19 protein-coding genes and 4 pseudogenes are annotated in these 24,841 nt (G+C 36.8%); 20 read left to right on the top strand and 3 right to left on the bottom strand.

Annotated elements, in window-relative coordinates; translation table 11 throughout:
* Positions 1 to 14 precede the first annotated feature (14 nt).
* Both tatC and JCM19034_RS15025 read left to right on the top strand, forming a co-directional pair.
* Positions 15 to 762: pseudogene (gene tatC / locus JCM19034_RS15030) on the top strand (twin-arginine translocase subunit TatC).
* 225 nt (positions 763 to 987) lie between these two features.
* Complete coding sequence (locus tag JCM19034_RS15025) at positions 988 to 1,521, top strand: DoxX family protein (RefSeq protein WP_062051003.1); 534 nt, start codon at positions 988 to 990, stop codon at positions 1,519 to 1,521.
* Positions 1,522 to 1,715: 194 nt separating this feature from the next.
* Here JCM19034_RS15025 and JCM19034_RS15020 read toward each other — a convergent pair whose 3' ends face one another.
* Both JCM19034_RS15020 and JCM19034_RS15015 read right to left on the bottom strand, forming a co-directional pair.
* The gene (locus JCM19034_RS15020; protein WP_231686982.1) at positions 1,716 to 1,859 is read right to left on the bottom strand and encodes a DUF4305 domain-containing protein; all 144 of its coding nucleotides are present in this window, start codon (positions 1,857 to 1,859) and stop codon (positions 1,716 to 1,718) included.
* Positions 1,856 to 2,590, bottom strand: coding sequence for a CPBP family intramembrane glutamic endopeptidase (locus JCM19034_RS15015; RefSeq protein WP_062051001.1), 735 nt, complete (start codon positions 2,588 to 2,590; stop codon positions 1,856 to 1,858). Before JCM19034_RS15015 ends, JCM19034_RS15020 begins: the two co-directional genes overlap by 4 nt.
* Before the next feature lie 325 nt (positions 2,591 to 2,915).
* On the opposite strand from JCM19034_RS15015, the gene groES reads away from it, so the two are divergent.
* The 11 genes and pseudogenes from groES (at position 2,916) to JCM19034_RS14970 (ending at position 15,148) form a co-directional block, all read left to right on the top strand.
* Positions 2,916 to 3,200 (top strand): co-chaperone GroES, encoded by a 285-nt coding sequence (gene groES / locus JCM19034_RS15010; protein ID WP_062051000.1) that lies wholly within the window; start codon positions 2,916 to 2,918, stop codon positions 3,198 to 3,200.
* 41 nt (positions 3,201 to 3,241) lie between these two features.
* A pseudogene (gene groL / locus JCM19034_RS15005) lies at positions 3,242 to 4,878 on the top strand (chaperonin GroEL).
* 123 nt (positions 4,879 to 5,001) lie between these two features.
* The gene (locus JCM19034_RS22350; RefSeq protein WP_197276415.1) at positions 5,002 to 5,172 is read left to right on the top strand and encodes a hypothetical protein; all 171 of its coding nucleotides are present in this window, start codon (positions 5,002 to 5,004) and stop codon (positions 5,170 to 5,172) included.
* Between the two features lie 56 nt (positions 5,173 to 5,228).
* Positions 5,229 to 5,360, top strand: a complete 132-nt coding sequence (locus JCM19034_RS25200; protein ID WP_370622066.1) for a hypothetical protein — start codon at positions 5,229 to 5,231, stop codon at positions 5,358 to 5,360.
* Positions 5,361 to 6,094: 734 nt separating this feature from the next.
* The gene (locus JCM19034_RS14995) at positions 6,095 to 7,651 is read left to right on the top strand and encodes an ABC-F family ATP-binding cassette domain-containing protein (protein WP_062050996.1); all 1,557 of its coding nucleotides are present in this window, start codon (positions 6,095 to 6,097) and stop codon (positions 7,649 to 7,651) included.
* 1,184 nt (positions 7,652 to 8,835) lie between these two features.
* Positions 8,836 to 9,189: pseudogene (locus tag JCM19034_RS25195) on the top strand (rhamnogalacturonan lyase); the annotation flags it as partial.
* Between the two features lie 24 nt (positions 9,190 to 9,213).
* Positions 9,214 to 11,607 carry a family 16 glycoside hydrolase gene (locus JCM19034_RS21880; RefSeq protein ID WP_231686983.1) on the top strand — a complete coding sequence of 798 codons (2,394 nt, stop codon included), beginning with the start codon at positions 9,214 to 9,216 and terminating at the stop codon, positions 11,605 to 11,607.
* A 198-nt stretch (positions 11,608 to 11,805) separates the two neighbouring features.
* A complete protein-coding gene (locus JCM19034_RS14985; RefSeq protein WP_062050992.1) occupies positions 11,806 to 12,504 on the top strand; it encodes a response regulator transcription factor in 699 nt (232 codons plus the stop codon).
* 1 nt (position 12,505) lies between these two features.
* Positions 12,506 to 13,441 (top strand): sensor histidine kinase KdpD, encoded by a 936-nt coding sequence (locus JCM19034_RS14980; protein WP_062050990.1) that lies wholly within the window; start codon positions 12,506 to 12,508, stop codon positions 13,439 to 13,441.
* A 99-nt stretch (positions 13,442 to 13,540) separates the two neighbouring features.
* Positions 13,541 to 14,463 (top strand): annotated as a pseudogene (locus JCM19034_RS14975) (ABC transporter ATP-binding protein).
* Positions 14,456 to 15,148, top strand: a complete 693-nt coding sequence (locus tag JCM19034_RS14970; protein WP_062050988.1) for an ABC transporter permease — start codon at positions 14,456 to 14,458, stop codon at positions 15,146 to 15,148. Before JCM19034_RS14975 ends, JCM19034_RS14970 begins: the two are co-directional and overlap by 8 nt.
* Before the next feature lie 162 nt (positions 15,149 to 15,310).
* Here the strand turns inward: JCM19034_RS14970 and JCM19034_RS14965 are convergent, their stop codons facing one another.
* Positions 15,311 to 17,065 carry an ABC transporter substrate-binding protein gene (locus JCM19034_RS14965; RefSeq protein ID WP_062050986.1) on the bottom strand — a complete coding sequence of 585 codons (1,755 nt, stop codon included), beginning with the start codon at positions 17,063 to 17,065 and terminating at the stop codon, positions 15,311 to 15,313.
* A gap of 97 nt (positions 17,066 to 17,162) precedes the next feature.
* Between JCM19034_RS14965 and JCM19034_RS14960 the strand changes: the two genes are divergently transcribed.
* From JCM19034_RS14960 to JCM19034_RS14935, 7 genes are all read left to right on the top strand, one after another.
* Positions 17,163 to 17,750 (top strand): non-canonical purine NTP pyrophosphatase, encoded by a 588-nt coding sequence (locus JCM19034_RS14960; protein ID WP_062050984.1) that lies wholly within the window; start codon positions 17,163 to 17,165, stop codon positions 17,748 to 17,750.
* The gene (locus JCM19034_RS14955) at positions 17,747 to 18,946 is read left to right on the top strand and encodes an MFS transporter (RefSeq protein WP_062050982.1); all 1,200 of its coding nucleotides are present in this window, start codon (positions 17,747 to 17,749) and stop codon (positions 18,944 to 18,946) included. The genes JCM19034_RS14960 and JCM19034_RS14955 overlap by 4 nt, the downstream gene beginning before the upstream one ends.
* Positions 18,947 to 19,368: 422 nt before the next feature.
* Entirely contained in the window at positions 19,369 to 20,007 is a 639-nt protein-coding gene (locus JCM19034_RS14950) for a TetR/AcrR family transcriptional regulator (protein WP_062050979.1), read from the top strand.
* Positions 20,008 to 20,072: 65 nt separating this feature from the next.
* A complete protein-coding gene (locus JCM19034_RS23385; RefSeq protein WP_231686981.1) occupies positions 20,073 to 20,702 on the top strand; it encodes an MFS transporter in 630 nt (209 codons plus the stop codon).
* Positions 20,703 to 20,740: 38 nt separating this feature from the next.
* Complete coding sequence (locus JCM19034_RS23380) at positions 20,741 to 21,403, top strand: hypothetical protein (protein ID WP_231686980.1); 663 nt, start codon at positions 20,741 to 20,743, stop codon at positions 21,401 to 21,403.
* A gap of 42 nt (positions 21,404 to 21,445) precedes the next feature.
* The gene (locus JCM19034_RS14940; RefSeq protein ID WP_062050977.1) at positions 21,446 to 23,800 is read left to right on the top strand and encodes an ABC transporter permease; all 2,355 of its coding nucleotides are present in this window, start codon (positions 21,446 to 21,448) and stop codon (positions 23,798 to 23,800) included.
* A 65-nt stretch (positions 23,801 to 23,865) separates the two neighbouring features.
* Positions 23,866 to 24,633: an ABC transporter ATP-binding protein gene (locus JCM19034_RS14935; protein ID WP_062050975.1), complete on the top strand. Its 768-nt coding sequence runs from the start codon at positions 23,866 to 23,868 to the stop codon at positions 24,631 to 24,633.
* Positions 24,634 to 24,841: the final 208 nt, after the last annotated feature.

Genomic DNA, 24,841 nt, shown 5'->3' with positions numbered 1-24,841 from the left:
GGAAGGGTATATAGATGAATCAAAGAGACATGTCGGTAATGGATCATATTGTGGAGTTGAGACGGAGAATTATCATTACACTCGTCATCTTCATAATCGCTCTTATTGCCGGCTTCTTTTTAGCTACTCCGTTAATTACGTATTTACAAAGTACGCCAACTGCACAGGATTTGCCGATGAATGCCTTTAAAATGACTGATCCAATTCGGATCTTTATGACGTTTGCGTTCGCTACTGCGCTTATCTTAACTTTTCCGGTTATCTTGTACCAGCTTTGGGCGTTTGTTAAGTGGATTACATGAAAATGAGCAAAAAGCAACGCTAGCTTACATTCCATTTGCTTTTCTATTGCTTTTAACAGGGATTTCGTTTGCTTATTTCGTTTTATTTCCTTTCTTAGTCCAGTTTATGAGTAATCTCTCAGAAAGATTAGGGATTACGGAGCAGTATGGTATTAATGAGTATTTTTCATTTTTATTTCAAGTAACATTACCATTTGGGATACTATTCCAGCTGCCTGTTGTCGTAATGTTCTTTACACGTCTCGGTTTGTTAACACCAGATTTTTTAAAGCAAGTACGGAAATTTGCTTATTTCCTGTTACTCGTTGTTGCCGGCTTTATTACACCACCCGAATTATTATCACATTTAATGGTCACATTACCACTTTTGCTTTTATATGAATTTAGTATATGGGTTTCGAAAATCACTTATCGTAAAGTATTAAAGGCAGAGCAGGAAAGAGAACAAGAGAATAAGTAACTTGATTAAGGAGAAGCTTGGACTGAATCTAAGCTTCTTTTCTGCCTTTATCCTCATAAGAAGGTAGGATACGTTAAAGTTTGTGAAATATTGAACAAAGTTTGAACAATCGTTATTTTATATAGCAAAATCTTACTCAACAGCTTATACTATAACTGTAAAGAGATTGTGAAATAATTCACAATCACTTGTGAAACAATGAGCATAATTAAGGAGGAATGAAAAATGTTTGGACAATTTTTAAGAGAAAGTAAAGTAGCTGCTATCATTATGGTGTTTTTGCGATTATATTTAGGATGGGCTTGGTTAAGCTCTGGATGGGGAAAAGTAATTGGTGAGTTCAACGCAGGAGGTTTTCTACAAGGTTCAGTTGCTAACCCTGTTATGAAAGGGGAAGAAGTGATCTATCCAGCTTATGTTGCCTTCTTAGAGAACTTTGCAATACCGAACGCAGATGTATTTAGTGTTGTTGTCGCTTGGGGTGAGGTGCTAGTTGGGTTAGGATTAATTTTAGGAGTTCTAACTTCAGCAGCCGCTTTCTTCGGTGTTGTCATGAATATGTCTTTCTTGTTCGCTGGAACTGTTTCTACTAACCCGTTAATGATTATCGTGGCAATGTTTATAATGGCTGCAGGGGCGAACGCAGGCCGATATGGGGGCGACCGCTGGGTGTTACCTTATTTAAGGAATTTAATTAAATTCCCTAAGAAAAACCTCCTACATGAAAACCAAGCTTTCAATGAAGCTTTAGGAAAGTAAAAGAGTTAGTGTAATAAAATGTAAAAGAGCCCTTAAAGGAGAAGAATTTCCTTTAAGGGCATAATTCTTTGTACAGAAAGGATCAGCGTACAAGTTTGTCGGAAAAATGTATAATGTTTTTTCTTACTTATCCTTCTTGTTTTGGTCTTGGATTTTTTTGATTACTTTTCGTAAACGATAGAAGCGAAAGGCAATCATAAATTCAATTGTGGCAAAGCGACTATTAAGTAGGCCCAGAAGTTCCAGCCGGCAGCATTCACATGTTGAATAGCAAAGAAAACGAGTAAAACACCAATGACAAAATAAACGATAGCCATTGTAATAGGTGAAGCTCTCATAATAATCCTCCAATAAATTGTAATACTTGTTGTTGAACTTCTTGTTGTTGTTCTATTTCTTCTAGCATGTCATTAATTTGTTCTGCAAATACAACATTAACGAGAGCAACAAAAAGGTTAATGGCCACATGGGCAATAATTGGGACAATAATTCGTTTTGTTTTAACATAGAGGAAGGCAAAAGTAAGTCCCATCGCTGTGTAGACTAATAAATTCTCAAAATCGTTATGTAGAGCAGCGAATATAAGAGAACTTAAAAGACCTGCAATCCAAAAGTTAAAACGTTTATATAGTGACCCAAAAATAACAAGACGGAAAACAATTTCTTCTATGATAGGGCCAAGTACTGCAACAACGATAATAAACAACGGAAAGGCTTTTGCATATTCAACAATCATTTCCGTATTCTCAGAGCCTGGTTCAAACCCGAAGATCGTCATTTGAATAAAGGCAGCAGCATATTGCGAACCAAATGCCATAAAAATACCGATTAACGACCAAATAATTGCGTCACCCCGAGATGAGCGATTACTAACGGAATGTCTCTCTTGCATGTCTTTTCTTAATAAGAGAAGCATCACAATAAACCCAATTGAAAAAGCAATGACATTCCACATGCCGAAGATCTGATTTGGATCGATATTAAAATTTCGTAAAATAAAGAATCCAGGTAGGAATGAGAATTGAATCAATAAAAATGTAATAATTATCCACCAATAACGTATATTCAATGTGCTAAGCTCCTTTTTCTGAAGTTTCGCCGAAAATGCAACTTTTAATATTGTATCATATCAAAGTAAAAAGTATGTACAAGGAAGATTTGAAAATATGGCGAATTATCTATTAAGAGAATATTCATAGATAAGCTAGGGAATGATAATGATGTTGTACATACATATGACTATAATAGGAAAACTTTAGGTGAAATTGACGAAATTTTTTTTGGTGAAATACTTGCAAAATAGAGTAGATATGATTATTATAATAATTGTGTTAGCACTCGGTGACGTTGAGTGCTAATAAAAAATATATACATTTTGAAGGAGGGTGTTTTCCTTGTTAAAACCATTAGGTGATCGTATTGTAATTGAAATAGTTGAATCTGAGGAAAAAACGGCGAGTGGGATTGTACTTCCCGATTCTGCAAAGGAAAAGCCTCAAGAAGGAAAGGTCGTGGCTGTTGGAACTGGGCGTGTAACAGACAACGGTGAGCGTATTGATCTTGAAGTAAGTACAGGAGATTCCATTATCTTCTCAAAATATGCTGGAACAGAAGTGAAATATGAAGGTAAAGAATACCTTATCTTAAGAGAAAGTGACGTTCTTGCTATCATCGGTTAAGAAACAAGAACTACATATAAAAAAATTAGGAGGTTGAAATCATGGCAAAAGATATTAAATTTAGCGAAGATGCTCGTCGTGCAATGCTAAGAGGTGTAGATGCTCTAGCGGATGCGGTTAAAGTAACACTTGGTCCAAAAGGACGTAACGTTGTACTTGAAAAGAAATTTGGTTCACCATTAATTACAAACGATGGTGTAACAATTGCTAAAGAAATTGAGCTTGAAGATGCATTCGAAAACATGGGTGCTAAGCTTGTTGCAGAAGTTGCAAGTAAAACTAATGATATCGCTGGGATGGTACGACAACAGCAACAGTTCTTGCACAATCAATGATTCGTGAAGGACTTAAAAATGTAACGTCTGGTGCAAACCCAATGGTTATCCGTAAAGGAATTGAAAAAGCAACGAATGCTGCTGTAGAAGAGCTTAAGAAGATTTCTAAGCCAATTGAAGGCAGAGAGTCTATCGCACAAGTTGCTGCAATTTCATCTGCTGATGATTCTGTTGGTAACATCATTGCTGAAGCGATGGAACGCGTTGGAAACGATGGTGTTATTACAATTGAAGAGTCTAAAGGATTCTCAACAGAGCTTGAAGTAGTTGAAGGTATGCAATTTGATCGTGGATATGCATCTCCATACATGGTAACAGACTCTGATAAGATGGAAGCAGTTCTTGATAATCCATACATTCTTATTACAGATAAGAAGATCACTAATATTCAAGAAGTTCTACCAGTTCTTGAGCAAGTTGTACAACAAGGTAAGCCAATTTTAATCATTGCTGAAGATGTAGAAGGTGAAGCTCTAGCAACTTTAGTTGTAAATAAGCTTCGTGGTACATTTAACGCAGTAGCAGTTAAAGCACCTGGATTCGGTGATCGTCGTAAAGCAATGCTTGAAGATATCGCAGCTCTTACTGGCGGTGAAGTGATTACAGAAGATCTTGGCTTAGACCTTAAGTCAGCAACAATCGATCAATTAGGTCGTGCTGGAAAAGTTGTTGTAACAAAAGAAAATACAACAATCGTTGAAGGTGCTGGAGATTCAGCAGAAATTAGTGCTCGTGTAAACCAAATTAAAGCTCAAATCGAAGAAACAACTTCTGAATTCGATAAAGAAAAGCTTCAAGAGCGCTTAGCTAAATTAGCTGGCGGTGTTGCAGTTCTTAAAGTTGGTGCTGCTACTGAAACTGAAATGAAAGAGCGTAAGCTTCGCATTGAAGATGCTCTTAACTCAACACGTGCTGCAGTTGAAGAAGGTATCGTAGCTGGTGGTGGTACGGCACTAATTAATGTTATTGAAGCTGTTAAAGCAGTCGATGCTGAAGGTGACGAAGCAACAGGTGTTAACATCGTATTACGTGCACTTGAAGAGCCAGTTCGCCAAATCGCTCACAACGCTGGTCTTGAAGGATCAGTTATCGTAGAAAAGCTTAAAGGCGAACCTACTGGTAACGGATTTAACGCAGCTACTGGTGAATGGGTAAACATGGTTGAAACAGGAATCGTTGACCCTACAAAAGTAACTCGTTCTGCACTTCAACACGCTGCAAGTGTATCAGCTATGTTCTTAACAACAGAAGCTGTTATCGCTGATAAGCCAGAAGAAGAAGGTGCTGCTGGTGGCGGTATGCCTGACATGGGCGGCATGGGTGGAATGGGCGGCATGATGTAAAGGCTTTTAAGCCAAGCATCTGAAAAATAGTTAAAGCTATTTTTCGCCCATTCTGAGAACTAGTCACGAAAATGATTTATTTCTAAAGTATGACTACTTCCTAATTTTAAGGAGGTAGTCTTTTTGTTGTTGAAATTTACATATCGAGATTTCTTAGACGACAGGCGTTTTAAAAACACGACTGAGGTCAATATAAGAAATTATCAAACGATGCTTGGTGAATTTGTGAGTTATTACATCGAGAACGAAGTAGTAAACGTAGAAGATATGAAGTACAGCCACATTAAGCAATAACCTTTGTGGGTGTCAGGGGAAAGGGAAATAAGGAAGGAACGATTAACACGAAACTCATGAGAATACGTGCATTATTAAATTATATGATTGAGTGTGAAGTCATTAAAAGCAATCCTACTCACAAAGTAAAGCGGCAAAAAGAAGATGTGAAGATTTATGTTTTCACTGACGAGCAAATTGTTTTTTAGGTCCCTAGTGCTTTTGGATGCTAATTTAGCCCGTTTTTTTAGTTCATTGCCGTAGAGTTTATTTGCCTGCTTTTCCTTTTTATTATATGTTTCTGCCAATACCTCCTCTGGGATTGTTATAGGAGCTCCCAACTATTATTAGTGGGAGTGTCTTGTTTTGATTCCATTCTAAAACCCGAACTCCAATTTAGCCTATACCTGTATAATACAGGATATTATTTACCCGTTTATCTTCGTAAACATTTTTTAGATTAAAGTGGTCTGAAACTACTACAAGAGTGTGAGTGGTATTGGATCGTCGATCATGATCTTTTCTTGACCTTGGTAGTTTTCAATTATTTTTTCTTCCAATTCTTTCTGATTCATATAAATTCTCCTTTAAAGGATTTAACAAGATTATTATACAGTTAAAAATACAGGAATGAAGAAGGAAAATAGAAGGGATAAATATAGCTTTTATGAAAAATATCCTTTAAGGCGGGGGAGTTCAACAATAAGGCATTCATGTAGTGGAAGAAATGATCCTAATGCTGCATTTCTCTGTAATCAAGAAGCATTGGGTGGGGAAAACAAGAGAACCATCCCTTTGTTTCCAAATTTACTCCATTCAACTATTCCATTTTCTGTGTTATAGTTCAATATTGGACTATAACAATCAGATGAACGATTTTATAATATTCCTAAACTAAACGAAACAAAACAAAATAAAATGAAATTTAAATGAGGTTAAATATATGAGTGTATTAACGGTTACAGACCTAAACCACGGATTTGGCGATCGTACGATCTTTGATAATGTTTCCTTCCGCTTGTTAAAAGGTGAACATATAGCTTTAATTGGGGCAAACGGCGAAGGTAAATCGACGTTTATGAATATCATTACAGGGCAACTTCAGCCTGACGATGGAAAAATAGAGTGGTCAAAGCATAAACGAGTCGGTTATCTTGATCAACATACGGTTTTACAAAAGGGAATGTCAATCCGTGACGTATTAAAAACGGCTTTTCAATATCTCTTTGACGTTGAAACGAATATTAATACCATTTATGAAAAGATTTCAGACGTTACACCTGAAGAAATGGAAAAGTTGTTAGAGGAAGTTGGTACATTACAAGACATATTAACAAATAATGATTTCTATATTATTGATTCTAAGGTAGAAGAAGTGGCACGTGGTCTTGGAATTGATGGTATAGGATTAGAAAAAGATGTTCATGATTTAAGCGGTGGGCAACGAACGAAGGTTTTATTAGCCAAGCTTTTACTTGAGAAACCAGATATTCTTCTTTTAGATGAGCCTACAAACTATTTAGACGAACAACACATTCAGTGGTTAAGTCAATACCTGCAAGAATACGATAATGCTTTTTTATTAATTTCTCATGATATTCCATTTCTTAATAGCGTTGCAAATGTGATCTACCATTTAGAAAATCAGAAATTAAATCGCTACGTGGGTGATTACAACCATTTCCTTATTGCCTATGAAGCTAAAAAAATACAAGTTGAAGCTGCCTTTAAGAGACAACAATCAGAAATTGCTAGTTTAAAAGATTTTGTAGCCCGTAATAAGGCAAGGGCATCTACCAGCAGCCTTGCCATGTCGAGACAGAAAAAACTCGATAAAATGGATGTTATTGAAATAGCACAGGAACGACCAAAACCTGATTTCAACTTTAAAGAAGCAAGAACCTCAGGTAAATTAATTGTTGAGACGAAAGAATTTGTCATTGGGTACGATGAGCCACTATCAAAGCCGTTAAATCTTTATATAGAGCGTGGACAAAAAGTGGCATTAGTTGGAGCGAATGGGATTGGTAAGACTACACTCCTTCGTAGCATGCTCGGAGAAATAAAATCTCTTTCTGGTTCACTTGAACGCGGTGAACATCAGTATATTGGGTATTTTGAACAAGAAGTGAAAACGGAAAATCAAAACACGTGCATCGAAGAAATATCGAATACGTTTCCTCAGTTAAGCCAAGGACAGGTACGCGCTGCTCTTGCGAGATGTGGGTTAACTAGAAAACATATTGAAAGTAAAATATCCGTATTAAGTGGTGGAGAGCAAGCGAAAGTCCGGTTATGTAAGCTCCTTAACGAAGAAAGCAATATCCTTGTTTTTGATGAGCCAACCAACCATTTGGATAAAGATGCAAAAGCTGAGCTAAAACGAGCTTTGAAATCGTATAAGGGAAGTATTGTCCTTATCTCTCATGAACCTGATTTTTACCAAGACGTAGTAACAGATATTTGGGACGTAGAATCATGGACAACCAAAACCATCTAAACTTGAACGATCCGATTAGGAGTCGCCATTTCTGACTATCCATATGAATAGTAAAAAGGAGAGCCGATGATTACTCTCCGTGGGTTTTAGGACTTGCGGGAGTTTTTCTATTTAAGATAAAGGATAATCAACGAGATATTCAGCTGAAATGAAAAAATATTTTAAGATGAAACTGCACAGGGGACAAAATGATATGTTAGATATTCGCAAAGGTAAATCACTAATATGGTACAAAAACGAATTTTTTAGAAAGGTATCGGTTGAGTTGGCACAAGTTTTTGAGCAGAGACATTGGGTGGTTTTTTACTTGGATTGCAGAGTGTATTGTGCGAGGAAATTTGCCAATTGACTGCTTGTTGGTTATTGATTCAAACTATTGTAATTGATTCTAAAGATTATAGAGGAACATTAGTGCTTCCAACCGATGGAATATTAGATTTGGTAGATGGAAGTTAAATTGTGATGTAACTGTTTAAGGTTATATTCCCGACAAAGGTAGCTTTCTTTTTAAACATTGAATATGCCTTTAATAGACGTTCTAATTGTTCAATTAATCTTTTTCATAGAACCTTTAATTTTGATTATTTCCTTTAAAAATGGCCTTGAATGGTTGATAAGAGGTTTTGGATTATCAAAAATAAGGGAGATTATCAATATTTTCAATTTACTGAAGGGTTTAACTTGATTATTATTATAAATAACCTCGTAAGAATTCCATAATCCAAAATAAACGGAGAAGGAGGAGGTGAATTTTATAAATAGATAGATGCAAAAGAAAATGAATGCGGTTTCATTAAATTATACGATTTACAACTAGATTTTGCTGGTCTTTTATACGACTTCAACTTCTATGGAAATTCCTATTTTTTAGTACAGTTTCAAGTTCCAATTAATTAAACCAAACGTTTTTTCTAACTGTGTTGTACATGCATTGAATTTTTGCTAACGATGTACCCGTTTCGGGAAACAGCTTTGGTTTTCCAGCAAATGAACAGAAAAGGGTCAAATGTTGATTCCAGTTATTTTTTGTAAGCGCTTAATTTGAGGCTGTTAATAAGTGATATGTTATGCATCAAAGGATTGATTTCTAAAATCGTTTTTTCCTAGATTGGGAGGTTATGAATAGGAGGAGAAGCGTCATTGGATAAGTTTCTAAAAATTATTCGAAAGTGAGGAACTTGATTATGGCAAAAAGAATGACAATATTGATAGCAGTAATGGTCATGTTAGTTTCTTTATTCCCATTAAATGTTACCTTGGCTGAAGGATCAAAAGTAGAAACAAAACAACTTAGACAAATGGAAAAGTTGGATCGAGGAGTTGTTGCGGTTAAAACCGACGAAGGGATCTATGTAGGATGGCGCATGTTAGGTACCGATCCGGAAGATATTTCTTTTAATGTTTATCGTGATGACGAAAAAATCAATTCATCTCCTATTACATCAAGTACTAACTTTCTCGATCAGGAGGGTCATGAAAGTTCCACTTATTCTGTACAAGCCATTGTGAATGGGAAAGAACTTTCTCCATCGGATTCTGTTGATGTATGGAATGAGCAATATATGAGTATTCCATTGCAAAAACCAGAAGTAGAATCGGTAGTGGAACCGATCGATATCCCAGAGGAGATTTCCGGGAAAATCGGATTAGGTTCATGGGCTACGCAAGTAGAGTATGATGATGTGAAAGTCACTAGCAACGGGGAAACATTGTTTGCCGATGATTTTAGCGAAGACTCCTCTGACGTATGGAGTACTAACAGTGAAACATGGGTAATAGAAGACGGTGTGTACAAGCAAACTAGTAATGATACGGATATTCGTGCAGTAGCTGGAGACGTTGATTGGAGTAATTACACACTTGAATTACGTGCCAGGAAAACTGGCGGAGATGAAGGTATGTTGATTTTGTTTGGTGTTCAGGATTCTGAAAATTATTATTGGCTAAATCTTGGTGGCTGGGGAAATACACAGCATGCCATTGAAAAATCAGCATCAGGTGCAAAATCAACAATTGGTGAACAAGTTTCTGGTACGATCGAATTGGATCGCTGGTATGACATTAAGGTTGAAGTATCTGGTATGGTCATAAAAACGTATCTAGATGGGGAATTAATCCATGAAGTAGATGATACCTTAATTCCTTCACCAACACTTGAATATCATGCAAATGACGCAAGCGTTGGCGATTTGGATGGAGACGGACAATATGAAATTATATTGAAATGGGAGCCTAATAATGCGAAAGACAATTCACACTCAGGTTTTACGGATGAAGTTTTTCTAGATGCCTATAAACTTGATGGTACACTGCTATGGAGAATTGGCTTAGGAAAAAATATTAGAGCTGGTGCTCATTATACACAGTTTTTGGTATATGACTTTAATGGCGACGGTAAGGCTGAGGTTGCGATGAAAACTGCTGACGGCACTGTGGATGGAACAGGAGCTGTTATTGGGGACGCAAATGCAGATTACCGTAATGAAGGCGGATATATATTAGAAGGACCAGAATATTTAAGTATTTTTGATGGTGAAACTGGCAAGGAATTAGATCGTGTGGATTATTACCCACCTAGAGGAGATGTTTGTGACTGGGGGGATTGCTATGGAAACCGAGTGGATCGTTTTCTAGCTGGGGTTGCTTATTTGGATGGTGAGAGACCAAGTATGATAATGGCACGAGGTTATTATACTCGAACAGTATTAGCTGCTTATGACTTCAGAGACGGCAAACTTTCAAAGAGGTGGGTATTCGACAGTGATGAACCTGGGAATGAAGGATACGCTGGACAAGGAAATCATAGCTTATCTATTGCCGACGTTGATGGAGATGGCAAGGATGAAATTGTCTATGGTGCGATGGTTGTCAATAATGATGGTACCGGACTTTATACAACAGGTTTGGGACATGGGGACGCACTCCATGTAGGTAAATTTAACCCGAATCGCCCTGGTATGGAGATTTTTGCAACTCAAGAATGGGCAAGTGCTCCATATGGATTTGCAGTGCGTGATGCAGCAACTGGTGAGATTTTAGCTGGAGAACATACAGGAACAGATGTTGGACGTGGCATGATAGCGGACATCGATCCGCGTTATGATGGAGCAGAATTTTGGGCTTCGGATAGTTGGGATGGTTCAGAAGGTCTTAGTGGTCTATATTCAGTTGAAGGTGAACTAATCACAAATAATGCACCAAAGTCGTTAAACTTTGCTATTTGGTGGGATGGAGATTTACTACGTGAATTATTAGACCACGATTTTAACGCTGAAGACAATCCACCTGGGGTTGGAAAAATCGATAAATGGAATTGGGAAAAGGAAGAATTAGAAACGATTTTTGTACCAGAGGGTACTCGTTCCAATAATTGGACAAAAGGAAACCCAGCACTTCAAGCCGATTTGTTCGGGGATTGGCGTGAAGAAGTGATTTGGCCTTCTGAAGATGATACGGAGTTGCGTATTTATACGACAACAGATGTAACAGAACATAGAATCTATACGTTAATGCATGATCCACAATACCGTACAGCGATTGCTTGGCAAAATGTTGCATATAATCAGCCACCTCATCCGAGCTTTTTCATAGGCCATGATATGGAGGAGCCACCGGTGCCATCTATTTATGTGGATAAATTAGAGACGAATGTTCAGGTGACACCTAAAACGCTGAATCTTAAATCTAACGGAAAAGCTAATTCTTTTAACGTGATAATGGATTTAGCAGATGCCAACGTTGGTGTTACAGATAATGTTCAATTGAAAGTGAATGACTCTACAATTACGGCAACAAGTGTATCGGAAAAGAATAATAGCTTGCAAGCAAAGTTTGATAGACAAGATATCATTCAAGCAATGGAAGGATTAAACGGTAATATTGACGTAGAAGTAACAGCCTATTTAGCAGATGGAACAATTCTTTATGGTAGTGATACTATTAAAGTAATTCATTAAGAATTAATTAAATATCGTTAGGGCGGGTAATGGCCGAATTGGCTCTACCCGCTTCTTCTTGTTTCATTTTCAGTATCTTCAAAATTTAAACACTAATGTGTACTACCTCTTAGTTACAATTGATAGAAAAAATTTGCAAAAGTGATAAAAAGTATGAAAGTATATTCTTATTAGGTTTTCTAATAGGGGTGAAGAATGATGCCAAATTCAATATTGCTAGTTGAAGATGATTTAGAAATTAGTGAAATGGTTAAGAGTCAAATGATGAAGGAAGGTTTCAAAGTGATTCAAGCATTTGATGGCGAGGCTGCTCTACAATACTTTTCTGCTGAGGCCTTTGATTTAATTTTGTTAGATCTAATGTTGCCCAAGGGGAATGGAATGGACTTTTTGCAGTTCGTAAGGGAACAGAGTGTTATTCCTGTCTTAATTATGTCGGCAAAAGATAGTGAGGTGGATAAAGCGATAGGTCTTGGCTTAGGAGCTGATGATTATATTACGAAGCCCTTTTCTATGATTGAATTGACAGCTAGAGTGAAGGCTGCCATTCGACGAGCTAAAAACTACTCCAAATCTGTTGAAAAAGAAGTAACAACGATCATTAACATCGGTAAGATAACTGTTGATTTAGATAATTATTTAGTTACGAAAGAAAATCGAGATGTTAAGCTAACATCGAAGGAATTTCTCATTTTAAAGATGTTTATTAGTTCACCAAATCGTGTATTTACAAAGGAGCAAATCTATCAATCTGTTTGGAAAGAGGATTATTATAGGGATGAGAATGTAATTAATGTACACATGAGGCGGCTACGAGAAAAGATTGAAGATGACCCTTCTAATCCGCAGTACATTAAAACGATATGGGGCATTGGTTATAAGCTTGGAGAATTTTAATATGAATATTTTATTAGGTTCCATTATTTTTATTTTACTTACAGTCGTTTTACTACAGGTGAAAGCTGCTCGAAAAAAACAAGCAGACCTTCAATATGTTCGAGAGAAGCTAAGTCAAATTCTTACAGAAAAAACGGATGAAAAGCTGATTATACAAACAGATGATGCAAATTTGAAGCTTTTATTAATTGAGATGAATCGTCTATTGGAACATAATCAAAAGGTTGTTGCTAATTATAATAAAACGGAGATAGCCATGCGTAAAATGCTGTCAAATATTTCGCACGATCTTAAAACGCCTTTAACTGTTGTGTTAGGCTGTATTGAGATTGTACTGGAAGATTCAAGCCTATCTGACAATGAAAGAAAAGCTCTGCTTGAGAAAGTAAATCGTAAATCACAGGAAGTGTTGAATTTAATTAATAAATTTTTTGATTTAGCAAAATTAGAATCTGGTGATAGGGACATGCATATTTGCCGTCTTGATATAAATGAAATTTGTAGAAATAACATCTTATCCTTTTATGATATGTTAACATCAAAAGGATTTGATGTAGATGTTTCTATACCTGACCAACCACTTTACATATTTGCTAATGAAACAGCGATTGATAGGATTTTACAGAATCTTATTTCAAATGCCATTCGATATGGAAGTGATGGTAACATCATTGGTATTGAAGTTCGATACGATGAGGAAGCGATCTTCATTGACATTTGGGATCGAGGAAAGGGCATTCAAGCCAGTCATAAGGATCGAGTATTTGATAGAATGTATACACTTGAGGACTCCAGAAATAAACAATATCAAGGAAGCGGGTTAGGGTTGACTATTACCAAACGATTAGTAGAAGAAATAGGTGGCGAAATTTCACTCTCCAGTATTCCGTTTGAGAAAACAATGTTCACGATTAAACTTAAACGAGTTACATACTAATTTAAATAAAAAACGTAAGAAATAAGTAAGAATTGATTAATAAAAAAGAAAGTTCTCCTCAGTAACATGAAGATATGAAAAATAGAGAGGAGTTATCAGATGACATACATTTTACAAACGAATCACTTAACAAAAGCATTTCAAGGAAAGGAAGTCGTATTAAATGTCAATATGAAGGTAAAGAAAGGGGAAATTTATGGGTTTCTTGGTCCAAATGGAGCAGGGAAAACAACGGTTATGAAAATGCTCATGAATTTAGTAAAGCCTACAAGTGGCGAAATCAATATGTTTGGTCAGCGAGTAACAAATCATTCATATGAGTTGTTGAAACGAATTGGTTGTATTATTGAGTACCCTGTGTTTTACGATAAGCTTACCGCAAAAGAGAATTTAGATTTACATTGTGAGTATATGGGCTATTATGATAAAAAAGCAATTGATCAGGCATTAGATTTAGTAAATTTAAAAAATGTTGATAATAGGGCAGTAAAAGATTTTTCTCTCGGAATGAAGCAAAGGCTAGGGATTGCTAGAGCAATCATAACTAAGCCTGAGCTACTTATACTTGATGAGCCGATAAACGGACTAGATCCTGTTGGTATCAAGGAGTTACGGAGCCTATTTCAAATGCTATCAAAAGAATACGGAATAACGTTACTTATATCAAGTCATATCCTTGGAGAAATAGAATTGATTGCGGATACGGTTGGTGTTATTAGTGAAGGGCGATTAGTTGAAGAAGTATCTATGGAGGACATTAGAAACAAAAATACGAATTATATTGAAATTGGTACGAACGATAGTAAGAAAGCAGCCCTAGTTTTAGAGGATTCCTTGAATATTTCAAACTACAAAATTATTGACCAATCGATTATTAGAATATATGAAACACAAATTTCTCAAAATGAAGTTTCAAAATCATTGATTTTACAGAACGTTTCCATTAACTCGATTAATGTGAAAAACATTCTTTAGAAGATTACTTCTTAACCTTAATTAATGGAGGTGACAAAATTGCTTAAATTACTCAAATTAGAAATGAAAAAACATAAAATGTTTGGCTATGTCAAAGCTGCGTGTATCGCAAATATCATTATAATCGTATTAGCGTGTCTTTTACCCATTATAGATAGGATAGAAGGCGATGCTTATTTTAACAATTATGAAATGATGTTCATGCTGATCGATACGATGGTAAGAACAACATTTATTGTGTTTTCTGGGGTTCTCATTGCAGAGTTGATCATTGACGAATATAAAAATAAAACAATGCATCTCATGTTTATGTATCCCATAAAGAGACATAAGTTCATCCTAGCTAAACTTATCATCGTTTCGAGCTTTACGTTTTTAGCCATTGTTTTATCTAACTTTATAATAAGTGCTACCTTTTACGGAATAAATTCTTTTGCTCATTTCATTACAGACACACTAACGATGAAGTTTATTTCGGAGCAAGTGGTAACGGTACTATTTAGTGCATTATCTTCTGCAGGACTAGGATTAATTCCACTTTACTTCGGTATGATTAGAAAATCTGTACCGGCAACAATTGTAACAACGATTTTACTAGTTAGTATAATAGGATCGAACTTTAATGGATTTTCCTTATTTAATGTTATAGCAATTCCAGCAGCTCTTGCAGTTATTGGACTCATTATCGCATATATGTCTATTAAAGATATTGAGAAGGTTGACATTATTTAAAATATTTAAATTAGGAGTTATTCGCTTAAAATGGCATCTTCATTTAACAAAGGATTTTGGTATGTTGTTAAACACACTAAAAAAGGTCTTGCATTGTCCAAGAACACGAGCGAGACCTTTATATAACAATAAAGTGAGAGTTTTACCTCATGTCCTATCCCCTTATATTTCAAAAGTGCCCCTATACCAAAGCTTCGTATAATCAACCCATCCTAACACATTCAGATGGATATTCTCTAGGCGGTCTTCGTGAATAGCAAATTGTTGTAGCCGGTATAAGTAAATAAGATGATGTGACTGACTTAAATTTTTCTCAATATACTGGAAAGACTCAATACACTCCTCTGTTTTTCGTGCTTCTAAAAATGATGTTTCAATTTGTTTCTTCACATTATCTGTCATATGATAGGAAGCAAGGCTGTGACTGCCAATTAAAGAAGAAAGATAAGTGTAGATTTTGCTTTCGTCCGCGAGTTGTTCGCCAAGTAGGAAATCAGATTGCTCTTTTAGTGGTAGCTGCTGTAATTGTTCGTATGGATATATGTGTAGGCTGCAATAAATTCCTAACTCCTCTAGCTTTTTTTGAATCCATTTTCCGTCTAATTCATTTCCTGCTCCTGTATAGCTATATAGGGCTAGTGTTTCTCCGTTGTATCGACTTTGCTTTAAATAGTCTGAGGCTTTATTTCTATTGAGCTTTTTATCGCCTAGCTTCTCCAAATTTGAATCCATCCTTGATGCAGGTATAAATCGATTCCCATTTAAGTCTTTTATTAATTGTTCTGGATCTAATGCAAGGTAGATCGCTTTCCGTAAGTAGGGATCTTTCATTCGTTCTCTATTCATATTGAGTGTTAATAGCTTACTTCCTTTATCGATCACAGAATCCTGATTAAATTGGGCAGCTTTTGGACCGGAATATGGATAATGATAGAAATTAACAGATTCCGAGAAATGAGTGCCACGTTGATTATCATAAAGAGTAGGAAAAAAATACATCGTTACCTCATCAAGTAAGGGACGCAGGTAAAAATAATTTGAAAAATTAACTAATGTTAGTTTGTGGTTTGACTGTTCCTGTACTTGAAAAGGACCAGTTCCAACGGATTGATTCATAAAACCTTCTGGTACGATGCTTCCACCTAATGATGCGACGAGATCAAGAAAGAGAGGAACTGGTTTTTTTAGGTTGAATCGTACTGTATATCGGTCAAGACTAGCGATATTCTCGATCCAATGAGTAATCCAGTAATACGCTGACCTGGAATGTTTATGTCTAAGAAAGCTGTAACAGACATCAGATGCAGTCAATTCTTTCCCATTATGAAACGTAACCCCTTTTCGTAAATAAAATGTCCACTCTGTAAAGTTACGATGACAATAGTGATGAGCTAAATGTGGTTCGTGAGACTTCTTATCCTCATCATAGGCCACTAACTGGCTATAAATGTGCCGCATCACATGGTTTTCTGAGCGACGATTCACATAAAAGGGATCAAGAAACACTAAGGGGCGATAAGAAGGAAAGAGAAGACGATCTTTTTCTCCTCTGTTCTTTGTTTCTTCCCCTTGCTGTAAATTTGAAAATAACGAGTAAATAAAGTTCCGTTGTACGTCGTCTGCTAGCTGGTATTGTTGAATGAATGCAATCGAATCATCAATGGATGATAATTTTCTCGCCTCCTCTAAAACTAGCGAGTCAAACTCCGCATCTAGTGAAATAGTTGAATAATTTCCACGGCCTCTCCCTGGGAGCCAAGTAATCCAGCCTAGCGTTTGCATTTTAGCTAAAATTATCTTTGTATTTCGAATAGAACAGTGAAGAATCGTTGAGAGCTGCTTAAGTGTAATTTGGATCGGTTTGTTCGTTTCTTTTAGAGATTGCGTTAACACATGATAATGATCAATCACCTTCATTTATATCACCTGCCTTAAAAGGGGAAAAGATTCTATTTTATTGTACACTTTTTTTCCTCCTTTAGAAAACTACAATAGAGATAGGAGGGATGTTCAGATGAACGTAGTTATAGCAACATGGAACAAGGTGAAACGAGAATGGATGGAAAGAGGGTTACTACGGACTGGTTTACCTATAACAGCAATCTCAAACCAAATAGAGGACATCGATGAAACAGAACCAACATTTAGAGGAAATGCTCGTTTGAAGGTGGAGGCCATTAGGCGAGGCGATTCAACATCGATTATTGTTGGGGAGGATTCTGGACTATCGGTTGAAGCGTTAGATGGATTTCCTGGTGTAAAGACAGCTCGATTTTTAAAAGGTACAGATGATGATCGTGCGAAAAAGATCATAGAGTTATTACAAGGAGTTCCCCTTAGTAAACGAAAGGCTGTTTTCCACAGTGCGATTGTTGTATCATTTCCTGATGGAACGCAGGTTGTTTGTGAGGGGGTTATGCATGGATGGATATCAACAAAAAGGCTAGAAGAGGAAGGGTATGGGTATGGAGGTATTTTCTTACTCAGTAATAGCCTTGTACTAGCTGAGCAGCCAAGTAAGGATTATCTGGTGTTTGATCACCATAGACAGGCATTATTTCAGGCCAATCTAGCAATACATGATTGGTTGGCTAACCAATGAAGATCACACCAAAAAAACAGGTTATAGGAATTGCATTACTAACAGCAGTGGCGGTTATGGGCGATTCGATGCTCTTTATCGTTCTTCCTTTATACTGGGGAGATATTGGTCTTACCGCTCTATGGCAAATCGGTGTCCTTTTGTCAGTAAATCGCTTTGTCCGTCTTCCTTTAAACCCGTTAGTCGGGCTATTTTATAAACATTTTCAGCTACGGACTGGGGTGTTGATTGCGGTAGGATTAGCTGCTTTGACGACAATGTCATATGGCATCATCCATGACTTTTGGCTTCTCTTCCTCATGCGTTCATTATGGGGCGTAGCTTGGTCGTTACTTCGTCTTGGCGGCTATTTAACTGTCATTGAAGCAGCGAATGATAACAATAGAGGAAGGTTTGTCGGTTTATATAATGGACTGTGGGGGATTGGTGGCTTAGTTGGCATGCTAGCGGGCGGGATCCTTGTCGATATTACGTCAGTTACGTTTGTAACAAGTATGTTTGCTCTCTTATCGGCAATCGCCTTTCCGTTTGTATGGCTACTAGTTCCGGTCAAAGCTGCTGAGCCAATCGAAGAGAAACAAACCCAAGGGGGTACAAGCTGGTTTACATCACGTGTAGCACTTGTTTTGACAACAAGTCTAGCTATGGGATTCATTGTATTTGGCTTGTTTTCATCGACATTAAGTCCACTAATTGAAAGAAGCTATCTAGCAGACTGGTCTTATGCACAAGTAACGATAGGAGCGGCTACATTGGCCGGTGTCATACAAGCTATTCGGTGGGGATGGGATCCCTTTGTGGCACCGTGGATTGGAAAGTGTTTAGATCAGTCAACGTCTAAAATACAAATTCTGCTTATTCCTTTATTTATAGGCAGCATCTTGCTATTTCTACTTGGCCATGTACAATCTCTGCTACTATTACTCGTTCTTTTACTTCTATTCCAATTTATATCAACGTGCTTTGTGACAATAACAGATACGTTAGCAACTGGGGTAGCATCGCAAACACACCGAGTGAAGGTAATCACAGCACATACAATTGCTGTTGACATTGGAGCAGCTCTTGGACCGTTAGTAGCCTTTTATTTGTTGGAGTTTAATCCGTTATCAATGGTTTATATTCTTGCAGCAAGCTTACTCCTGCTACTAGGATTCATTTGGCTAATCCAGATTTATAGTAAACAGAAGACTTGAAATAAGGTGAAAAATTGGTACTTCTCATGAGTTCACTGAACGTTTGAGAGGCTACTGATTTAATACAATTTTTCCTTCTCCAAAACATCATTAGTCCAAACTTTTATGAACTGTCTGAGTTACTCGATAGATTGTCATTCCTAACGTTCAGAGGGAGCTCTTGTATAAAGTAGCTAAGTAAGCATTTTTACCCGGAGCTAGACCTATCTATTAATACTTCTTTCATGTTCTCCCCAACTTTATCATATCCCCCTAGATTGCGTTTCATTAGTGTCTAAGCTTTTGAGACGCCTTATTCATATTCATTTTTAAAATTTATGAATAATTTGATCGAACATATTGACAATTTAATATGGTATGATATTCTAATACCGACAGACAGTCGGTCTGTGATGTAAGAAGAATTACAAGGAGATGTAATAATGAGAGTTGTCAAAGAAGCGGATGACCGAAAAAACGAAATACTAGATGCAGCTGAAGAGCTTTTTGCTCAGAAAGGCTTTGATGGCACGAGCACAAAAGATATTCTTGAAAAAGTCGGAATTGCAAGGGGCACGCTCTATCATCACTTCAAATCGAAAGAGGCGATTATGGATGGCCTAATTGAGCGTTATAGTAATCAGATTTTAAGTGCGGCCAATGAAGTTGCTTTAGACAAGAGTATCCCGATACACGAGCGTATTTTTCGTGTGGTCATGGCTCTAAACGTAGATGGGGAAAGCGGCAAAGAAATTAAAGAGCACATTCATAAGCCGCAAAATGCATTAATGCATCAAAAGATACAAAAGGTCATCATTAACAACGTTCCCAGAATACTAACAGATATCATCCGTGAAGGGATTGAGCAAGGGTTGTTTAACACACCATTTCCGTTTGAGTGCATGGAAATGGTCGTCATATATCTGAATACCGTTTTTGATGATGATATGGTCGAGATGACTAACGATGAGCAACTATCTCGCATACAGGCGTTTGTTTATAACTTAGAAAGATTGCTTGGTGCTGAAAGCGGAAGTTTTATGTATATTATAGAGATGTTTGGCAGCAATAGTGATGAATAATACGGAGTTTTTCTTCTTAATAGACGGTATGGGACAAAGTAGTTGTTGAGAGGAGATACTACATAGTGAATGAATTAAAAATAGAAAATGGATTTAACAAATTTCTAGTACTCTGGACTGGGGAATTGATATCTAATATTGGTACTGGATTGACAGCTTTTGGTCTTGGGGTATATGTGTGGCTAATGACACAATCAGCGGTGGATATCGCAATGGTGGAAATGGCCGCCCTTTTACCGATGATTTTACTAGCACCAGCTGCGGGAGTTCTTGCAGACCGATATGATCGAAGGTTACTCATGATGATCGGAGATATCGTTTCGGGATGTGCACTACTTGTGCTATTAGGCCTTATGCTTTCTGGAGAAATTCAGGTGTGGCAAATCTGCCTGTGTATTGGATTTAGTTCTGTTTTTTCAGCATTGTTAAACCCAGCATACAAAGCAACCATTACAGATTTACTGACAGAGGAGGAATATACAAAAGCGAGTGGATTGATGGGAGTTGCCTCTTCTTCTAAGTTTTTGATTTCACCGATTTTAGGTGGATTAATATTAGCCTTTTACAGTATGGAGGTGATTCTCGTCATCGATATACTCACTTTTATTGTCACAGTCATTGCAATCTTCTCAATAAGGAAATCTCTTGCAGTTAAACCACAGAGTAAGAAAGAATTGAATTTTTCAAGGAATTAAAAGAAGGATGGTTGATTATTCTCCAATCTAAAGGAGTTATGCTATTAATTGTGCTTGTTTCATTTTTAATGTTCTACATGGGAATTATTCAAGTACTGTCAAAACCAATGATCTTATCCTTTGCCGATGAGAAAACGACAGGAATTCTCCAAACAGTCGTTGCCTGTGGGATGATGGTGTCAAGTATTATTATTGGAAATGGCCTTATTAAGAAAAACTATGTGAACGTCATGATCATGAGCTTTATTGTGTCTGGTATTACGATGGCAGGGTTTGGTGCCACTACTAGTATCCCAATCATTATTATATTTGGATTTTTGTTTTTTGCATCGTTGCCATTTGCCAATGCATGTATCGATGTTCTCATAAGAAAATCAATCGATAATGATAAGCAGGGCAGAGCATGGGGACTTATTTCTTTAATTTCACAGCTAGGATTTGTAGCAGCGTACGTTTTAGGTGGGGTTTTAGCAGACTATGTATTTAATCCAGCACTTGTAGAAGGAGGCGTGCTTGCAGATACTGTTGGGAAAATGATAGGAACAGGTGAGACAAGGGGTATTGGGTTAGTAATCATTCTTGCCGGAATGGGTCTCGTTGTTACGGCACTATTTGTATCGAAATCAAAGGGTATTCGTGATATGGAAACACAAATAGGTATAGGTAGTCGTTACCAATCAGAACAATTATCTCATGAATAGGAAATTTTGCGAAGAAGGCATGCAAAAGCCAGGGGGAAAATAATGTTTTTTAAAATGGTGAAGAACGATTTTTTAAGGAACAAAATGGTCACGATTGCTGTATTTGTATGTATGACGTTGGCTGTTATCCTTGCAGCTAGTGCGACAAATAACATCGCCAATCTCATTCAGTCAATGTCTGAATTACAAGAACGAGCAGTCCCTGCCGATATTACTCAAATGCATTCCGGAGAATTTGATCAGGAGAAAATTGATCAATTTACTGAGGATCATCGTGAACATATCGCGATGCAGGAAACGATGGTTCTCTTAACGGTCGATGGAAGTCAGATTCATTTTGGTGAAAATCAAACGATGGCTGGCACGGTACAGGATATTTCATTTGTAGTTCAGAATGAAAAGTTTGATTTTATATTAGATTTAAATAACGAAAAGCTAAATGTAAAAGCAGGAGAAGTCGCCGTTCCTATCTACTTCATGCAGCAATATGACTTAGAAATCGGCGAAACGATTAGAGTGAAAAGCGGTGAATATTATAAGGAGTTTGTCATTTCAGATTATGCTAGAGATTATGAAATGAACTCTTCTCTTACTTCCTCGAAACGATTTGTTCTGAATCAGGAAGATTATGATGAAATGTACAAGATGCAGGCAACGGAACTAGAATATCTCATTGAATTTAAACTAACTGAAGATGGGGATTCCCAAGCCGTACAAACTGCCTATATCGAAGCTGGGCTTCCGGCTAATGGTCCAACAGTCGAAGGAATGATCTTCTTATTATTTAATGCAATGTCAGATGCAGCGGTGGCAATGGTCATTATTCTTATCAGTTTTCTCTTGATAATTATTGCTTCTCTTTGTATTAGAATGACGTTTTTGGCAACGATTGATGAAGATTTAAGAGAAATTGGTGTAATGAAAGCAATAGGTTTATCCAAAAAGGATATAAAGAAGGTATATCTTAATAAATACAGAATCATGGCCATAATTGCTGGTATACTAGGCTATCTGCTTTCCTTTGTGGTAGTAAATCTATTTAACGGAAATATGAAGCTTTACATCTCCTCAGATTTATCAGGAAATTTAAAATATGTATTATCTCTTATTGCTCCACTTGTAATCTATTTCATGATTGTAATATATTGCAAGAAAGTGTTGAAAAGAATTGATAAAATTTCCGCAGTAGAAGCCTTGCGATCAGCTATTATGGAACGTGGTAAGGAACGAAAATACAGTTTGCCACTGCTTAAGAACAAGTTTTTTAGCACTAATATTTATATGGGCTTAAGGGATGTTTGGAAACGATCTAAATTATATAGGTTGCTGTTTTTCATTTATATTGTATGTACATTTATTATCATCCTCCCTCTTACTATCTTTAACACCATGAATTCACCGGAATTTTCTACTTACATGGGTATCGGAAAATCCGACATGCGAATTGACCTTCGCTTGACGGACATGATAACAGAAGATTTTCAAAGGCTGCAGGAAGAGCTCCAAAATGATTCTGACATTGAAAAGTACGCAGCCTTCATAACAAGCTCTTACCAGGTCAAAAATGCTGAAGGTAATTGGGATTATATAAATATTGAGATCGGAGACTTTTCTGTATTTCCATTAAAATACCTAGAAGGAAGAGCTCCTGAGAATGAAGGTGAGATCTCACTATCTTATGCAAATGCATCAAAGGACGTATTAAACAAGAGAGTGGGAGATGAAGTAATAGTAAAGGCTAACGGACAAGAAAGAACGTTGAAAGTAACGGGAATCTATCAAGATATCACAAACGGAGGGAAAACAGCTAAGGCGGATACAAGTCTTGGTATTAATAACGATGCCGTTCTTTGGTATATCGTGAACATAGATGTTGCTCCGGGTGTGGATATACAAAGAAAAATGTACGATTATCAGGCTACCTATGACTTTGCACAAGTCAATGATATCAAAGATTATACACAACAAACCCTTGGAAATATTATTGATCAAATGAGCATTATTGTTATAGGAGGGATGGCCATTGCCGTCATTATTATTGTATTAATAACGGCCTTATTCCTTCGCATGTTATTATCAAAAGATATGTCGCAGATTGCTATTATGCGAAGTGTCGGACTAACTTCACAAAATATTCGTCATCAATATATGGCAGGAACGTTGATGGTATTAGTAGTAGGAATCATTTTCGGAGTACTAGCTTCCAATTACTTAGGTGGGGTTATAGTAAGTATGGCGATGTCCTCTATGGGAGCTGCCAAAATTGAATTGATTACGGTTGCCTGGCAGACTTGGCTACTATGTCCGTTGGTACTGATTGCAGTAGTTGGAATGACAATCTATGTATCCTGTAAGGTAGCTGTTACAGATGATTTATCAGTCATTTTAAAAAGTTAGATGTGCTTTAGAAGGCTGATCGAGGATGTACGTTGATTATAATAATTGGCAAGGGAGTATGATAAATGAGCCTTATAGTAGAAGCTAGAAATGTGAACAAACACGTGAAATTAGGAAATCAACATACGCTACAAATCTTAAAGGATATAAGCTTGGAGATTGAAGAGGGCGAATTCGTATCAGTGATGGGGCCTTCTGGAAGTGGGAAATCAACACTGCTATATAATATAAGTGGCATGGATAAAATCACATCAGGAAGCGTGGCATTTAAAGGTAATGAAATTTCTCGTCTAAAAGAAGAGACATTGGCAAACATTCGCCTGAAAAGCATGGGATTTATTTTTCAAGATATTAATCTCTTAAAAAATTTATCATTAATTGATAATGTTATGTTTCCTGCACTAGTTTCAAAAGATGCAGATAAATATTTGATCCATCAAAAAGCGAAGAAACTAATGAAAATGACGGGGATTGAAAAGCTTGCAGATCATTCTATTACGCAAGGCTCTGGCGGACAGTTGCAAAGAGTTGCTATTTGTAGAGCATTGATCAATGAACCAGATATTATCTTTGGAGACGAACCAACAGGGGCATTGGATTCAAAATCAACAGCAGAGGTTATGTCCATCCTTACAGAGATTAACAAAAAAGGGACGACAATTATGCTCGTTACCCATGACGCAAAGGTGGCAGCGAAAACTGAAAGGGTATTGTTTATGGTAGATGGAAAACTAATTGCAGAGAAGAGAATGAGAAAATACGACCCGCAATATGACAATCCGAAAAATAGAGAAGAAAGTTTGATGAGATGGTTAGTTGAAAAGGGTTTTTAGGTTTCTACTGTTTTTCTATATAACTATAACACCTTTTACGAGAGCGGATTAGAGGTCTTTCACAAGTGATGTGAGAGTCTCTTTTCCATTACTCTTTGTGTATTTATAGGTTAGAATTGAGCTATTATTTAAACTCAAAAGGGTCCATTTCAAAGTACAGTAACTGGATCGGATATGGAGATCTTGATCCCTGGTATTTAATGGTCCT

Source organism: Bacillus sp. JCM 19034 (assembly GCF_001310635.1).
Classification (GTDB): Bacteria; Bacillota; Bacilli; order Bacillales; family Bacillaceae_D; genus Halalkalibacter.
This window is presented reverse-complemented; position numbering and strand designations above follow the sequence as displayed.

Coding starts and splice junctions, on each gene's coding strand:
- JCM19034_RS14935 (WP_062050975.1), top strand. CDS start 23,866: ATGAGCCTTATAGTAGAAGCTAGAAATGTGAACAAACACGTGAAATTA.
- JCM19034_RS21880 (WP_231686983.1), top strand. CDS start 9,214: ATGAGTATTCCATTGCAAAAACCAGAAGTAGAATCGGTAGTGGAACCG.
- JCM19034_RS14995 (WP_062050996.1), top strand. CDS start 6,095: ATGAGTGTATTAACGGTTACAGACCTAAACCACGGATTTGGCGATCGT.
- JCM19034_RS15020 (WP_231686982.1), bottom strand. CDS start 1,859: ATGAGAGCTTCACCTATTACAATGGCTATCGTTTATTTTGTCATTGGT.
- JCM19034_RS25200 (WP_370622066.1), top strand. CDS start 5,229: ATGAGAATACGTGCATTATTAAATTATATGATTGAGTGTGAAGTCATT.
- JCM19034_RS14960 (WP_062050984.1), top strand. CDS start 17,163: ATGAACGTAGTTATAGCAACATGGAACAAGGTGAAACGAGAATGGATG.
- JCM19034_RS14940 (WP_062050977.1), top strand. CDS start 21,446: ATGTTTTTTAAAATGGTGAAGAACGATTTTTTAAGGAACAAAATGGTC.
- JCM19034_RS15025 (WP_062051003.1), top strand. CDS start 988: ATGTTTGGACAATTTTTAAGAGAAAGTAAAGTAGCTGCTATCATTATG.
- JCM19034_RS23380 (WP_231686980.1), top strand. CDS start 20,741: ATGCTATTAATTGTGCTTGTTTCATTTTTAATGTTCTACATGGGAATT.
- JCM19034_RS14950 (WP_062050979.1), top strand. CDS start 19,369: ATGAGAGTTGTCAAAGAAGCGGATGACCGAAAAAACGAAATACTAGAT.
- JCM19034_RS14955 (WP_062050982.1), top strand. CDS start 17,747: ATGAAGATCACACCAAAAAAACAGGTTATAGGAATTGCATTACTAACA.
- JCM19034_RS14985 (WP_062050992.1), top strand. CDS start 11,806: ATGCCAAATTCAATATTGCTAGTTGAAGATGATTTAGAAATTAGTGAA.
- JCM19034_RS14965 (WP_062050986.1), bottom strand. CDS start 17,065: ATGAAGGTGATTGATCATTATCATGTGTTAACGCAATCTCTAAAAGAA.
- JCM19034_RS14980 (WP_062050990.1), top strand. CDS start 12,506: ATGAATATTTTATTAGGTTCCATTATTTTTATTTTACTTACAGTCGTT.